The sequence below is a fragment of the Actinoplanes ianthinogenes genome, from assembly GCF_018324205.1.
Classification (GTDB): Bacteria; Actinomycetota; Actinomycetes; order Mycobacteriales; family Micromonosporaceae; genus Actinoplanes; species Actinoplanes ianthinogenes.
In genome coordinates this window covers 125,891-140,932 of record NZ_AP023356.1, presented here as the reverse complement: position 1 = coordinate 140,932, position 15,042 = coordinate 125,891, and the positions used below count along the sequence as shown (strand labels likewise).

Annotated in this window: 12 protein-coding genes; 9 read left to right on the top strand and 3 right to left on the bottom strand. The window is 72.5% G+C overall.

Translation table 11 applies throughout. From position 1 onward, the window contains the following. The first annotated feature begins 95 nt into the window (after positions 1–95). Both Aiant_RS00655 and katG read left to right on the top strand, forming a co-directional pair. On the top strand, positions 96–524 hold the full coding sequence (locus tag Aiant_RS00655) for a Fur family transcriptional regulator (protein ID WP_189334119.1): 429 nt from the start codon (positions 96–98) through the stop codon (positions 522–524). After that, positions 524–2,764: a catalase/peroxidase HPI gene (gene katG, locus Aiant_RS00650; RefSeq protein WP_189334120.1), complete on the top strand. Its 2,241-nt coding sequence runs from the start codon at positions 524–526 to the stop codon at positions 2,762–2,764. Before Aiant_RS00655 ends, katG begins: the two co-directional genes overlap by 1 nt. Before the next feature lie 170 nt (positions 2,765–2,934). Here the strand turns inward: katG and Aiant_RS00645 are convergent, their stop codons facing one another. Then, entirely contained in the window at positions 2,935–3,633 is a 699-nt protein-coding gene (locus Aiant_RS00645) for an alpha/beta fold hydrolase (RefSeq protein WP_189334121.1), read from the bottom strand. Positions 3,634–3,696: 63 nt separating this feature from the next. On the opposite strand from Aiant_RS00645, the gene Aiant_RS00640 reads away from it, so the two are divergent. Beyond that, entirely contained in the window at positions 3,697–4,257 is a 561-nt protein-coding gene (locus tag Aiant_RS00640; RefSeq protein ID WP_189334122.1) for a TetR/AcrR family transcriptional regulator, read from the top strand. A gap of 58 nt (positions 4,258–4,315) precedes the next feature. Here the strand turns inward: Aiant_RS00640 and Aiant_RS00635 are convergent, their stop codons facing one another. Continuing rightward, positions 4,316–5,044 (bottom strand): hypothetical protein, encoded by a 729-nt coding sequence (locus Aiant_RS00635; RefSeq protein WP_189334123.1) that lies wholly within the window; start codon positions 5,042–5,044, stop codon positions 4,316–4,318. 100 nt (positions 5,045–5,144) lie between these two features. Between Aiant_RS00635 and Aiant_RS00630 the strand changes: the two genes are divergently transcribed. Next, positions 5,145–6,356 (top strand): prolyl oligopeptidase family serine peptidase, encoded by a 1,212-nt coding sequence (locus Aiant_RS00630; RefSeq protein ID WP_189334124.1) that lies wholly within the window; start codon positions 5,145–5,147, stop codon positions 6,354–6,356. Between the two features lie 1,340 nt (positions 6,357–7,696). Here Aiant_RS00630 and Aiant_RS00625 read toward each other — a convergent pair. Beyond that, positions 7,697–8,593: a LysR family transcriptional regulator gene (locus Aiant_RS00625; RefSeq protein ID WP_189334125.1), complete on the bottom strand. Its 897-nt coding sequence runs from the start codon at positions 8,591–8,593 to the stop codon at positions 7,697–7,699. A gap of 69 nt (positions 8,594–8,662) precedes the next feature. On the opposite strand from Aiant_RS00625, the gene Aiant_RS00620 reads away from it, so the two are divergent. The 5 genes from Aiant_RS00620 to Aiant_RS00600 all read left to right on the top strand — a co-directional run bounded on the left by Aiant_RS00620 (position 8,663) and on the right by Aiant_RS00600 (position 15,034). Continuing rightward, positions 8,663–9,541: an EamA family transporter gene (locus Aiant_RS00620; protein WP_189334126.1), complete on the top strand. Its 879-nt coding sequence runs from the start codon at positions 8,663–8,665 to the stop codon at positions 9,539–9,541. 219 nt (positions 9,542–9,760) lie between these two features. After that, positions 9,761–10,741, top strand: coding sequence for a phosphotransferase family protein (locus Aiant_RS00615; protein ID WP_189334127.1), 981 nt, complete (start codon positions 9,761–9,763; stop codon positions 10,739–10,741). Between the two features lie 11 nt (positions 10,742–10,752). Next, entirely contained in the window at positions 10,753–14,061 is a 3,309-nt protein-coding gene (locus Aiant_RS00610; RefSeq protein WP_212846882.1) for an NACHT domain-containing protein, read from the top strand. Continuing rightward, the gene (locus Aiant_RS00605) at positions 13,994–14,308 is read left to right on the top strand and encodes a hypothetical protein (RefSeq protein WP_189334129.1); all 315 of its coding nucleotides are present in this window, start codon (positions 13,994–13,996) and stop codon (positions 14,306–14,308) included. The genes Aiant_RS00610 and Aiant_RS00605 overlap by 68 nt, the downstream gene beginning before the upstream one ends. 165 nt (positions 14,309–14,473) lie before the next feature. Then, on the top strand, positions 14,474–15,034 hold the full coding sequence (locus Aiant_RS00600; protein WP_189334130.1) for a hypothetical protein: 561 nt from the start codon (positions 14,474–14,476) through the stop codon (positions 15,032–15,034). Positions 15,035–15,042: the final 8 nt, after the last annotated feature.

The following is a 15,042-nucleotide window of genomic DNA, read 5'->3' as shown; positions in this document are numbered from 1 at the left end:
GCGGGTGTGATCTGCCCGGCACGGCACGTGCCGGGCTACAAATAAAGTGTGTCGAAACTTGATTCATTCCAGAAAACGGGTCTAGGGTCGGTGGCATGACGGCCGACTTCGAGACGCAGCTCCGTGCGGTCTCGTTGCGCGTGACCCAGCCGCGGCTGGCGGTGCTGGCCGCGCTGCGCGACCACCCGCACGTCGACACCGACACGGTGATCGCCCTGGTGCGCGCGGATCTCCCCACGGTCTCCCACCAGGCGGTTTACGATGTCCTGCGTGCGCTCACCACGAGCCGGTTGGTGCGCCGCATCCAGCCCGCCGGCGCGACCGCCCGCTACGAGTTGCGGGTGAGGGACAACCACCATCACGTCGTGTGCCGCTCCTGCGGCGCGATCGCCGACGTCGACTGCGCGGTCGGCCACGCCCCCTGCCTCACTGCCTCGGACGACCACGGGTTCGTGATCGACGAGGCAGAAGTCGTCTATTGGGGCACCTGCCCCGACTGCGTGACCCGTTCGGAAGGAATCTGATGAGCGACATCCAAGACCCCAAGGCAACCGGTGGTTGTCCGGTCGCCCACGACTCGGTGACCGCGAGCGGCAGCGAGAGCGAGAACCCGGCGATCGACTCGCCGACCCCGAAAACCGGTGGCCGCCCGCACACCAACCGCGACTGGTGGCCCAACCAGCTGGACCTGTCGGTGCTGCACGCCCACTCGTCGAAGGGCAACCCGCTCGCGCCGGACTTCAGCTACGCCGAGGAGTTCGCGACTCTCGACGTCGAGGCGCTCAAGCGCGACATCACTGAGGTGCTGACCACCTCGCAGGACTGGTGGCCGGCCGACTTCGGGCACTACGGCGGCCTGATGATCCGGATGAGCTGGCACGCCGCCGGCACCTACCGGATCCAGGACGGCCGCGGCGGCGCCGGCGACGGCGGGCAGCGTTTCGCCCCGCTCAACAGCTGGCCGGACAACGCGAACCTGGACAAGGCGCGCCGCCTGCTCTGGCCGGTCAAGCAGAAGTACGGCCAGCGCATCTCCTGGGCCGACCTGCTGGTGCTGGCCGGCAACGTGGCCCTGGAGTCGATGGGCTTCAAGACCTTCGGCTTCGGTTTCGGCCGCGAGGACGTCTGGGAGCCGGAGGAGATCTTCTGGGGCCCGGAGGACACCTGGCTGGCCGGGCGCTACGAGTCCGAGAAGACGATGCTCGAGGGCGTCGGCGCCACCGAGATGGGCCTGATCTACGTCAACCCGGAGGGTCCGGGCGGTAACGCCGACCCGGCCGCCGCGGCGCACTTCATCCGCGAGACGTTCGCCCGGATGGCGATGAACGACGAGGAGACCGTCGCGCTGATCGCCGGCGGTCACACCTTCGGCAAGACGCACGGCGCCGCCCCGGCCGACGCGCACGTCGGCCCGGAGCCGGAGGGCGCGCCGATCGAGGCGCAGGGCCTCGGCTGGCTCAGCACGCACGGCAGCGGCAAGGCCGGCGACACCATCACCAGCGGCCTCGAGGTCACCTGGACCGACAAGCCGACCCAGTGGAGCAACCGCTTCTTCGAGATCCTTTTCGGGTACGAGTGGGAGCTGACCACCAGCCCGGCCGGCGCCAAGCAGTGGGTCGCCAAGACCACCGACGAGATCATCCCGGACGCGTTCGACCCGTCGAAGAAGCACCGCCCGACGATGCTGACGACCGACCTGTCGCTGCGCGTCGACCCGGCGTACGAGAAGATCTCCCGCCGCTTCCTGGAGCACCCGGACGAGTTCGCCCTCGCCTTCGCCAAGGCCTGGTACAAGCTGCTGCACCGGGACATGGGCCCGGTGGCCCGCTTCCTCGGCCCGTGGGTGCCCGAGGCGCAGCTGTGGCAGGACCCGGTCCCGGCCGTCGACCACCCGCTGGTCGGCGACGCGGAGATCGCCACGCTGAAGGAGAAGGTGCTCTCCTCCGGCCTGAGCACCGACCAGCTGGTGCGCACCGCGTGGGCGTCGGCGGCCAGCTACCGGTCGACCGACAAGCGCGGTGGCGCCAACGGTGCCCGGATCCGGCTGGAGCCGCAGCGCAGCTGGGAGGTCAACCAGGGTGTCGGCGACGTGATCGCCAAGCTGGAGACCATCCAGCAGGAGTTCAACGCGTCGTCGGCCTCCGCCAAGATCTCGCTCGCCGACCTGATCGTGCTGGCCGGTTCCGCCGCGGTGGAGAAGGCCGCGCGCGACGGTGGCGTCGAGGTGACCGTGCCGTTCCGGCCGGGCCGCACCGACGCGACCCAGGAGCAGACCGACGTCGAGTCGTTCGCGGTGCTCGAGCCGCGCGGCGACGGCTTCCGCAACTACCTGCGGCCGGGGGAGAAGACCCAGCCGGAGGTGCTCCTGGTCGACCGGGCGTACATGCTGAACCTGACCGCGCCGCAGATGACCGTGCTGGTCGGCGGCCTGCGCGCGCTGGGCAACAACGTCGGCGGCAGCGCGCACGGCGTGCTCACCGACCGGCCCGGCGTGCTCACCAACGACTTCTTCGTCAACCTGCTCTCCCCGGGCACCCGGTGGCAGGCGTCGGAGAAGGAGGAGCACGTCTACGAGATCCGTGACCTCGCCACCGACCAGGTCAAGTACACCGCCACCGCGGTCGACCTGATCTTCGGCTCGAACTCGCAGCTGCGGGCCCTGGCCGAGGTCTACGCGAGCACCGACGCCCGGGAGAAGTTCGTCAAGGACTTCGTCACGTCCTGGGTCAAGGTCATGGAGCTGGACCGCTTCGACCTCGCCTGATCCACGAGTGGCCGAGCCCGGCCGGTCCACCCGGACCGGCCGGGCTCGCCGTGTCCCCGCCCGGTGCCGGGCCGCTGTGATCAGGCCGGGCTCGGCGTGTCCGCGCCCGGCGTCGGGCCGCTGTGATCAGGCCGGGCTCGCTCCCTGCGTCTGCCGCCGGGCCGCTGTGATCAGGTCGGGCTCGCTTTCTGCGTCTGCCGCCGGGCCTCGGTGACCAGGGCGGCGAGGGTTTCGGTTTCGGCCATGACGCCGATGTGGCCTCGGGCGGGGACGATCGTCAGGTGAGCGCCCGGGGACGCCGCGAGGAAGCGGCGCTCCTCGGCGCGGAACGGGTCACGCGCTCCGTTGAACAGGTGCACCGGCCCCGGATAGGCGCGCAGGCAGGCCGGCGGGTCCAGATCGGACAGCGCGGTGACAACCGAGGGCATGACCGCGCAGCGGACGCCGCCGGCGACCATCGCGGCGGCGACCGGCGGGGGCAGGGCGCGCTGGAAACCGCGGACGCTGAGCCGGTCGGCCAGCTCCGGATGCCGCCCGGCGAGCCCGGCGGCGAAGCGGTAGCCGGCCAGGAACGCGCCGCGTGGCCGCACCGTGCAACCACCCACCACCAGCGCCGCGACCCGTTCCGGATAGCGCGCGGCGGCGGCGATCGCCACGAAACCGCCGAGCGAGTGCCCGACCAGCACGGCCGGGCCGTCGACCGCCGAGGCCACCGCTTCCACCGCGCCGTCGAGCGTGAACGGCTCACCGCCCCGGCTCCCGTGACCGGGCAGGTCCGGAGCCGTCGAAGGACCGTCGACCAGCGCGGCGACCGGTCCCCACATCGTCCCGCTGAGCCGGATGCCGTGCACGAACACGATCGGGATCATGCCGCCCCCCTCTCCCGAAATACAACGCAACGTTGCGTTGCATTCTCACGGTAGACTGCCCCTATGAATCAGGGAAGTGGCCCACGTCGCACTGCCGAGATCCTCGACGCGACCCTGCGCCTGCTCGCCGAGCGTGGTTTCGAGAAGCTGACGATCGAGGGCGTCGCCGAGCGCTCCGGTGTCAACAAGACCACGATCTACCGCTGGTGGCCGTCCAAGGCGGCCCTGCTCGGCGCCGCGCTGATCGACGCGCCGATGCTTCGCTTCCCGGTCCCGGACACGGGCAGCCTGCACGGTGACCTGGCCGCCCTGGCCCGGTCGTTGAGCAGGCTGCTGACCGAGCCGCCGACGGCTCCGCTGATCGCTGCCGCGCTCGGGGCGGCTACCCACAATGCGGAGCTGGCGTCGTACACAAAAGCCTTTTTCGCCGACCGTCTTGCCGGCGAACTGCCGATCTTCGAGCGGGCCGCGGCCCGCGGCGACCTTCCGGACGGCGCCGACCCGATGCTGATCATGGATGCGCTGGCCGGCGCGGTCTGGGTTCGTGTCCTGCTGCGCCAGCTCCCGATCGAGCCCGGCTTCGCCGAAAACCTCGCCACCCTCGTCCATCCGGCCGCGCGATAGGCCAGACCGATTCAGCGCGGGACGAAGCCGGCGCGAGAACCGCGTCGGCGGGATCGCCCTATCGCGGAGCGTCCCATCGTAGCGCGTCGGTCATGCGGGCGCCCTCCGGCTGCGCTCCCAGCGACACCACCACCCAGGACTGGTCCGCGAACCACAGCACCACCCGCGGCAGGTGCTCGATCGCCGGCGCCGCGCTGGCCGCGACCGCCCCCGCCGCGCACTCGAACACCGGGAAGACCGGCCCGGCGAACGCCCTCCGAGGCGGCGGAGCCGCCGGCCGCGCAAGCTCCACCAGCGCCTTCACCAGCCCGAACAGCGCGACCACCAGACCGAGGAGCGGATGCGGCCGGGAGGCCCGCTCGGCGAAGACCACGAGCCGCTGATCGGTCAGTGCCGCCCAGCCCACCGGATCGCCGTCATCGAGATTCGCGTGCCGCTTCAGCGCGGACAGCAACTGTCCGGCCTGGCTGTTCCAGACCCCGCAGAACGTCCGCCCATACTTCCGCAGCGCCCGATCCTTGGCGATCGCCTCCTGCCCGCGGGTGTCGTCCGGCTGCTCACCCACCGCCACCGACAGCAGCGCGAGTCCCAGCCCGTCCTCCTGAGCCGCCTTGCCGAACCCGGCGAACGGGTGGTACAGACTCAGCCGATCCGCGGCGCTCGGCGGCGCCTCCTCGAGACCCGGCGACCGCAGGATCCGGCTGTGCTCGCGCAGCCGCTCACCCGGCCGCAGCGCCGCCCGGATCGCCTCCCCGGTCCTGCGGTGATCGTCGTCGGTACCGTTCATCCTCGCCCGCCTCCCCGATGACCGGTGGTAACAGTAGCCAGGCGGTTTCTCCGGCGATAGGGTTATTCCATCGATAAACATCGCTGTGAGGAGGTTTGTCATGGACAACCTCGTCAGTCGCCGGATGTTCCTGGCCGCCGGACTGGGCCTGCCCGCCGGCCTCAGCAGCGCTCCCGACCATCCGGTCCGGTTCACCCTCGACGCCGAGACGCTCGACGGCGGTGAACAGGTCACGTCGCTCACCCTCGGCACCGCCCGGGTCGGCCGGATCGTCCCGTCCAGTCTTTGCCCCGGCACGTTCACCGTGCACGCCAAGGCGACCAGCCCGATCCCGCTCGCGCCCGGCGAGCAGATCCTCAGTGAGTACGACCTGGACCGCCAGGTCACCGCCGCCCACCTCGACCGGCAGGGCAACATCGTCCTCGACCTCGGCCACGCCGAGGGCCAGGTCGGCGGCGGCACCCTCGGCTTCCTCCCGAGCCGGGGCCGCAACGTCCGGCTCGACCTGGCGTACACGATCACCCAGAACGCGCCGCTGGCCGTGCACGGCGGCGGCGAGGTCACCATCCCGTGCTTCGTCCAGGGGCGCGTGGACAACCCCGAGGTGGACGCGTTCAGCTACCACGTCTCGCCGAGCGGCCTGAAGTATCGGCTGTACTCACCGTTCGGCAGGCACGGCCGCCGTCCCCTGATCGTCTGGCTGCACGGCGGGGGAGAGGGCGCCTCACTGCCCGACGGCTACTACGACAACGAGACCACCCTGCGGGCCAACCGCGGCGCTCTCGGCTTCGCCACCCCGCGAGCCCAGCGGATCTTCGCGGGCGCGCACGTCGTGGCCCCGCAAAGCACGTCCTACTGGATCGAGGACGGTGATCGTTTTGCGCCACTGCTGCTCGGGGTCATCCGCGACGTGATCCGCCGCTGCCCGGTCGACATCGACCGCATCCACGTCGCCGGATGCAGCAACGGCGGCTACATGAGCCTGAAACTGACCACGGTCTACCCGTCGCTGTTCGCCACCTCGGTCCCGATCTGCGGCGTCGTCCAGTCCCTGATCCCGGACGAGGCCCTCACCCGCATCACCACCCCGACCTGGCTCGTCACCTCCCGCGACGACACCACCGTCGACCCCCAGGCCAACACGGTCCACGCACACGACCTGATCCCGCGGTCCCTGCTGTCCCTCTACGACCACGTGGTCTGGAACGGTCATCAATTCCCCGGCCACTGGTCCTGGATCTACGTGGCCCGCAACGACCCGGGCACCTACGGCCTCCACCTCTGGCAATGGATGTCCCGTCACCACCGCTGACCCCGCGCCGCTGACGCCCATTCTTGTACGACCTCGCCCCACCACAACCGCACCAGCCTGCTCCCGTGGCCAAGCGCACGGTGGTCCCGGTGCCGGACCGCGAGGCCGTGCCGGGCTGAGCTCGCAAGGTCCGCTGGCACCCCAGGCCCGGCCGCGCCCCACGGTCGCAGGCTGGTGCTCACGGCCCTTCCCGATGCCGGGATAGGGCCATGCATGCCAGCCCGTGTGGCTGAGCCCGTTGTGGTCGCGGTGCCGGGGACCGGGAAGCCGTGCCGGGCTGGGCTCGCGTGGTCCCCTGGGGCCCCGGGTCCGGCCGCGCCTGCGGTTGCGGGCTGGCGTGCACGGCCCTTTCCGATGTCGGGATAGGGCCATGCATGCCAGCCCGTGTGGCTGAGCCCGTTGTGGTCGCGGTGCCGGGGACCGGGAAGCCGTGCCGGGTGGGGCTCGCGTGGTCCGCTGGCGCCCCGGGTCCGGCCGCGCCTGCGGTTGCGGGCTGGCGTGCACGGCCCTTTCCGATGTCGGGATAGGGCCTTGTGTGCCAGCCGGGTCCCGTGGTTGAGCGCGTTGTGGTCGCGGTGCCGGACCGTGAGGCCGTGCCGGGCTGAGCTCGCAAGGTCCGCTGGGGTCCCGGGCCCGGCCGCGCCCCGCGGTTGCGGGCTGGCGTGCACGGCCCTTTCCGATGTCGGGATAGGGCCGTGCACGCCAGCCCGAGTGGTTGAGCGCGTTGTGGTCGCGGTGCCGGGACCGGGAAGCCGTGCCGGGCTGGGCTCGCGTGGTCTGCTGGGCATCCCAGGCTCGGCCGTGCCTTGCGGTTGCGGGCTGGTGCTCATGGCCCTTTCCGATGTCGGGATAGGGCCTTGTGTGCCAGCCCGAGTGACTGCTCGCGGTCCGTGTCGGGCTGGGCTCGCGTGGTCCGCTGGGGTCTCGGGTTCGGCCGCGCCTTGCGGTTGCGGGCTGGTGCTCATGGCCCTTTCCGGTGTCGGGATAGGGCCGTGCATGCCAGCCCGTGTGGTTGCTCGCGGTCCGTGTCGGGCTGGGCTCGCGTGGTCTGCTGGGGCCTCGGGTTCGGTCGTGCCTTGCGGTTGCGGGCTGGTGCTGACGGCCCTTTCCGGTGTCGGGATAGGGCCGTGCATGCCAGCCCGAGTGGCTGCTCGCGGTCCGTGCGGCGCCTGCGGTCCTGGCCACGCCGCTTTGTCGACGACCTCCAAGGCCGCCCGGCCGGCGACGGCCCGGCACCGGGCGCCCCTGGAGGCCGGTGGCGCGGCAGGGCCGTGGGGGAGCGGACCCGGCGAGCTCAGCCCGGCACGGCGTCGCGGCCCGGCACCGGGACCACCGTGCGCTCAGCCACGGGACGGGGCTGGTGCGGTTGTGGTGGCACCAGGTCGTACCGAATAGAGGTTTTGCATCAACCGGAGCAGATCCGACAACTGGGCCGGGGGATCGTCGCGCCACCAGGCGAGCCAGACCGGGATCGGGGGTGTCTGGCGGAGGGTGCGGTAGGCGACGCCGGGCCGGGGGTTCTGGTGGGCGGTGGCTTCGGAGGTGACGCCGACGGCCTGGTTCGCGGCGATCAGAGTCAGCCACTCGTCGACGCCGGTGGTGGCGCGGACCGTGGCCGGCGGGGGACCGGGCGCCCACAGGTCCAGCGTCGTCGTGCCGGTGCGGGGGTCGATCGCGACCGGGTACCGGGTCAGGTCGCTCAGCCGCAGCGTGCGCCGGCGGGCCAGTGGATTGTCGGTGGCGACGGCCGCGCACCGGGCCTCCGAGCCGATCCTGGCCGTGGCGAACCGGGGGTCGTCGAGCGGCCGGCGGATCACCGCCACGTCGGCGGCGCCCTCGCTGAGCCCTGCGGTCACGCTGTTGACCTGGGTAAACACCAGCGGGATGCCCGCCTGCGCGCGAGCCCAGACGTGCTGCAACCGGCGGGTGTGCTTGCCCAGCGCGGCCCATGCGTAGCCGATACGCAGTTCGGTGCGCGACTGTTCGGCGATCCGGTGCAGGTGGGCGACCTCGTCCAGGATCCGGCGCGCGCCGTCGAGCACCTGGGTGCCGGTGCCGGTCAGCGACACGTGCCGGGTGGTGCGTTGCAGCAGACGCGCGCCGAGGGCCTGCTCCAGCGCGGCGACCGATCGGGACACCGCGGCCTGCGAGGTGCCCAGCCGCGCGGCGGCGTCGGTGAACGTGCCGGAGTCGACCACCGCCACCAGCGCCCGGAGGTGCCGCAATTGCAGATCCATACGGTCAGCGTATAAGTCGCGCGGCCCGGGCATTTCTCTCCGCCGCCTGGAAGCGGCAGAAAGGACGGTATGAGGGGCAGCAGAGCGATCGGGCTGGCGACCATGGTGGTCAGCGCGGCCAGCAACCAGGTCGGCGCGGCGGTCGGCGCGCACGCGTTCCCGGTGATCGGGCCGGCCGGGGTGGTCGCGGTCCGGCAGGTGGTGGCGGCCGCCGTGCTGCTGCCGGTGGCGCGTCCGCCGCTGCACCGGTTCCGCTGGGCGCAGTGGTGGCCGACGATCCTGCTCGGGCTGGTCTTCGCGACGATGAACCTGAGTCTGTACACCGCCGTGGACCGGGTGGGGCTGGGACTGGCGGTCACGCTGGAGTTTCTCGGGCCGCTCGGGGTGGCGCTGGCGGGATCGCGTACCAGGAAGGATCTGATCTGTGCGGTCGGCGTCGCCGCCGGGGTCTATGTCCTGGTGTTGCCGCACGGCGGCAGCGACTGGCCCGGCATCGGCTGCGGGCTGGTCGCGGCCGGCTGCTGGGCGTCCTACATTTTGCTCAACCGCCTGCTCGGGCAGCGGCTGCCCGGACTGCAAGCGCCCGCCGCCGCGACCACCGTCTCCGCGCTGGTCTATCTGCCGGTGCTGGCGCTGACCCCGGTGACCGGCGCGAGTCTGCTCTCCGCGATCGGCGCCGGGATGTTCAGTTCGGTGATCCCTTATGCCGCCGATGTGATCGCGCTGCGCCGCGTCCCGCCGCGCTTCTTCGGCGTCATGATGAGCGTCCATCCGGTCTTCGCGGCCCTGGCCGGGCTGGTCCTGCTCGGTGAGGCGCTCCGGCCGCACGAGTGGCTCGGCATCCTGATCGTGATCGGCATCAATGCCTACGCGGCCGATATCCGGCCGAACAGCCAGGACATCGGCTCACGCCGCCCGTCCAGCGCGCCGGTCAGCCGGAAGTCGTAGATCGGGATCCGGCCGCCGACACGCCGCGGGGAGGCGGCGGCCGCTTCCGGGGCCGGCCAGTCGTGCGCGGGATCGCTGCCCGCGCCTGCGTGTCAAGGTCGCCGCCCGGCGCGCTTTGAGGATCAAAACCGGTTAAGCCCTTTTGGGTACGCCCAGAAGACCGTTACGTTGACCCCTGGGCAGAGAGCGCTCTCAACCGGTTGAGCGGGGGAATCCACGATGGAGAGCATCACCAAGAACCGGCAGCCGCCGGAGGTGCTGCGGGCGATGGTCGAACGCGCCTACGGCCGCGACGAGGTGCCGGACGACGACGCGGTGAGCGAGCTGTCGCACGGCTGGTTCAACGTGGCGTACCGGATTCGGCTGCGCTCCGGGCGGCGGGTGGTCCTCAAGATCGCGCCGCCGCCGGCCGTCGAGGTGATGACCTACGAGCGCGGGGCGATGGCCACCGAGTTGGCGGCGCTGGCGCTCATCCGGGAACGGACCACCGTGCCGGTGCCGGTGGTGCATTTCGCCGACACCAGCCGCGAGCTCTGCGACGCCGACTGGTTCTTCATGGAATACATCGACGCGGACAACCTCGGCATGCTGCGCGACGTGCAGACGCCGGACGAGCGGGCCGCCGTCAACGAGGCGCTCGGCGCGCTCAACCGGGAGCTGAACACCATCCGCGGTTCGCACTTCGGGCCGCTCACCGGACCGGGCGACCCGACCTGGCGGGCCGCCTTCCTGCGGATGATCGGTGGTGTGCTGGACGACGGCGAGCGGCGGGACGTCGACCTCGGGCACGATTACGCCAAGGTGCGCCAGGTGATCGCCGAGCACGCGGACAGCCTCGACGAGGTGACCGAGCCGCGGTTCGTCGAGTGGGACATGTGGGACAGCAACGTGATGGTCCGGGACGGGCGGATCGTCGCGATCATCGATCATGAGCGGGCGTTCTTCGGGGATCCGCTGATCGAGGCCGGGTTCACCGGGAGTGAGGTGCCGGCGTACGGGGACTCCAGCGCCTTCATCCGTGGTTACGGGCGCGGTCCGGCGACGGAGGCGGAGCGGGTCCGGCGGCGGCTGTACTGCCTCTACCTGGTGCTGATCATGACGATCGAGACGGCGTACCGGAACTTTCCCGGCACCGAGAACTACGACTGGGCCCGGGAACGGCTGGACGAGACGATGGCCCTGTTCGATCGGGCCGCCTAACATCACGGGCGATGGCCTTCCTGGACACCGGTGACAAGATCGCGTCCATTGTGGGCGCCGTTCTTGCCCTGGTCGGGCTCTGGATCACGATCCGGACCGGACGCCGTCGCCGCCGGCGCGGGCGGGACCCGCGGATCGACGCCCTGCGCGCGGCGCAGCGGACCGACGCGGCCCAGCACCGCTACCGGTTCTTCGGCGAGCACGTGCCGGCGCTGACCGACCTTTACGTACGACCACGCGCCTCCCTCGGCGGCAAGACCCGGACCTTCCAGGCCACTCAGATGCTCACCGAGCAGCGGCACGCGGTGCTGCTCGGCGACGCCGGCGCCGGCAAGTCGACCTTCCTGGCCACGGTCGCCGGTGACCTGGCCCGGCGGGGTGGCCGGGAGGTGGCGGTGATCGTGCCGGCCGCCGACCTGGTCGGGCGGCCGCTGCCGCAGGCGATCGCCCAGGCGGTGCGGCGGGATCTGGGGGTCGAGCTGCCACCCGAGGTGTTCGAGCGGGCGCCGGCCCGGGGCGGGGCGTGGCGCGTCCTGGTCGACGGGCTCGACGAGGTGGTCGGCGGGCAGGACCGGTCGGACGCGCTGTGGCGGATCCGGGAGCTGCTCGGCGGGACCGGGCCGTACCGGTTGCTGATCACCAGCCGCCCGCTCGCCGCGCCGGAGCTGGCCGGCCTGAACGTGGCCGGCACCGGGGTCTACGACCTGCGGCCGTTCGACCGGCCGGAGCTGAACGAGTTCGCCCACCGGTGGTTCGCGGCGCGATTCCCGAGCGATCGCCGCCGGGCGGACGCGACCGCGGGACGGTTCCTGGCCCGGCTGGCCGGCGCGCGGCTCGGGCCGGTGGCGCGGGTGCCGTTGCTGGCCACGATCGCCGCGCTGGTCTACGAGCAGGAGGACGACCGGGCGCTGCCGTCCAGCCGGGCCGAGCTCTACGAACGGTTCGTGCAGCACCTGCTGGACGGCCGTGGCTCGATGGCCCGGTTCCGTGAGGCGATCGAGCCGGAGCTGGCGGGCCGGGGCAGGTCCGGTTCGGCGGTCGCCGAGTGGCTCTTCGCCGACCTCCACCAGCACGTCGGCGGGCTGCTCCGCGACTGCGGCGCGGCCTGGCTGGCCGATCGGGACGCCCGGCTGATCTCCGTGGCGGCGGCCTGGTTCCGGGCGAACGGACCGGACGACCTGTCCCGCGTCACACCCGGCGCGGACCGGCTGCTGCGGGAGTTGCTGCTGGCCACCGGGGTGTGCGCCGTTCGTGGCGACCGGGTGGTCTTCCTGCACCAGAGCTTCGCCGAGTACTTCGCGGCGGCCGGCGTCTCGTTCGACCGCGACACCTGGCTGGCCCAGGCCGCGGATCCGGTCACCCGCAGCCTCGCGGCCTTCGTCGCGGCCCGCCGCCCGGACGCGGACGCCCTGGTCGCCGAGCTGGAGCCGATCGCCGCCGGTGACCTGATCGCGGACGGCGTGCAGGTGTCCGCGCCGACCCGGGAACGGACCGTCGCCGCCCTGGTGCGGGAGCTGCGTGAGGAGACCGCACAGGCGCCGGAGGCGCTGCGGATCCTCGGCGAGCTCAGCCTGGACGCCGCGGTCCTGCGCGAGATGCTGGAGCTGTTCCGCGACCCGGACGTCTCGGACTGGGTGCGGGCGATGGTCGCCGACCGGATCGCGGACGTCGACCTGGCCACCGGGATCACCCTCCTCGAGGAGGTGGCGACGACCGCGGACGAGGTGGTGCACGCCTGGATCACCGACGTACTGGCGGAGCGCGGCCTGCCGGAGCCGCCCGTCACCCGCCACATCGACCGCGAGCAGAAGCTGGGCGCCCTCGCCCGGCACGCGCTGACCAGGCGGCTCTCCGACGCCCGGGCCACCGAGGTGGAACGACTGGCGGCCGCCCGTCAGCTCGCCGAGGCCGGTGACCGGACGCCGCTGCGTGCGATGGCCGCGGCCGCGGACACCGACGCCTTCCAGCGGCTGGCCGTGGCCGCCGCCCTCGCCGACGTCGGCGAACCCGAACTGCTCCGCGACCTCGGCTCCGGCGCCGCGGGAAGCGCACCGGCGATGTACGCGGCCGCCGCCGACCTGGCCGACCGCGGCGATCCGGCGGCACGGGACGCCCTGGCCGCGGTCGCGCGGACGCATCCGGACTACCCGATGGCGTTCGCCGCCGCGGCTCGCTGCGCCGACCTGGGCGACCGGGAACCGCTGACCGGCCTGGCCCGCCGACCGGGCCAGATCCACGTACGCCTGGCGGCCGCGCGCCGCCTCGCCGCGCTCGGCGACCGCCGGGCGCTGGGCTGGCTCCTCGAGGATCGGCCGAACCCGCACCTGGAAGCCCTCGCGGTGGCCGGTCTCCTCGAAGCCGGTCAGGCCGAGCAGGCACCCCGGATGCGGACCCTGCTGCGGGGCAACCGCGTGTCCGACGACCGGGAGCGGGAGTTCCAGTACCTGCTCGCCGCGAACGGTGACGACCAGGCCCGGGAGCTCCTGCACCGCCGGATGCTGCGCAGGTCCCGCTGGTGGAAGTCGGCCGACGCGGCGATCGCGCTCGCGGCCATCGGTGATCGGCGTGGCACGGCATGGCTGCACCAGGTGGCGGGGGATCCGAACCGGTATGGACCGGCCCGAGTCCGTGCCGCGACCGGCCTCACCTGGCTCGACCCGGACTCGGGCTGGCCGGTGCTGCGCGCGCTGACCGGCCCGGACGTCGAGCCGCCGCTGCGACTGGAGGCGGCGCGGGCGGCGCTGATCGTGCGGGAATCCGCCGACCCGCTGGCCGGCATCGCGTTCGACGCTCAGGCGCCCGCCGAGTCGCGGGCGAAGGCCCTGGACAGCCTGATCCCGCTCGACCTGGATCCCGGCCTGCGCCGGCGACTCGCCGAGCTGGCGTTCGCCGGGGACGCGCCGGTCCGGGTGCGGCTGGCCGCCGCTCCGCTGCTGCCCGAGGAGGAGATGCGGGCGGTGCTCGCGCCGATCGTGGCCGGCGAGCCGGACCGGCGGGCCCGGATCGCCGCCATCGAACTGCTGGACAGCATCGACCGGCAGGCCGCCGGTGCGGCCTTCGGCGCCGTGCTGCGTGATCGGCGGTACAGCCGGCTGCGCCGCTGGGCGTTGGTGTCGTCCTCCGGCGAGCTGCTCTCCGCCGCCGACGCCCGGGTCATGGAGGATCGCCTGGGCGACCCGGACGACGGCATCGTCCGGTTCCTCTTCCGCATGCTCCGGCTGCTGCCCCGCGACCCGGCCGCCGTCCTCGGCGGTGCTACGGCAGCTGGAGCAGGCGCATCAGCGTCTGCCGCAGACGTTCCAGCTCCTCCGGGCCGATGACCTCGGACCAGGCCTGCTCGACCTGCTGCCCGACGGCGACGCCGTCCTGGCCGGGCTCGTCACCCGCGACCTCATCACCATCGACGACCGGGTCTCGCTGACGCCGGCCGGGCAGGCCGCCTATGCCCGGGTCCGGGACCGCGTCGCCCAGGCCGCCGCCACGTTCTTCCAGCGGTTCGACCCGGCCCGCGTCGAGGACGCCCGCAGCCTCCTCCAGGAGATCGCCGAGCTGGACGTCCACGAGTAGCACGCCGCTGCCTCATGAGCGTGACGGCACGCCCGCCAGAGCCGGAACGGCTGGGCCGCTCGGCGCGACGGCACGGCGAACGTCGGGCGCCGCTGGGGAACGGACGACACAGGCATGCCGCGGACGAGGATGGTCCGGTTCCCTGCGGCCGCCGAGCATGAGGTCATGTATCCGGGTTGGGAGCGAGATCAGCAACGCAGCCGGGACCTCGAGCAGGCGCGTCGCGACCTCGCGGCAGCCGGTGGCGGAGGCTGCGTCCTCTATCCGCTCGGCGCACTCGCCCTCATCGGCCTGTGCTGCGCGTCGCCGAGCCTTCTGGAGGGCCGCCACCTGCCGTTCTCCATTCCGCATTTCGGCCTGCCACACTTCGGCGGCGAGGAGAGCCCGCCGCCCGAGCCGACGCAGGTGGTGCAGCGGTACATGGCGGCCACGATCGAGGGCAAGGCTCCGGCGGCAGCGGCCGTGACGTGCGCGGACCCGCACCTCGACCCGGTGACCACATGGTGGGCCAGGATCCAGGCACGGCCGGCTGCCCAACGGCCCGACGGGATAACTTTCCACAGCACCGCGGGCATGGTCCGCGAGGACAACGCCTTCGTGACCACCGTGGTCACACTGACGGTCAACGGCGCGAACGGCGCCCCGGCCCAGCGGCAGAGCCGGACCTTCCTGTTCAACGTGGCCGACGAACAGGGCTGGAAGGTCTGCGCCGCGACGACCTCCTGACCAGGAGG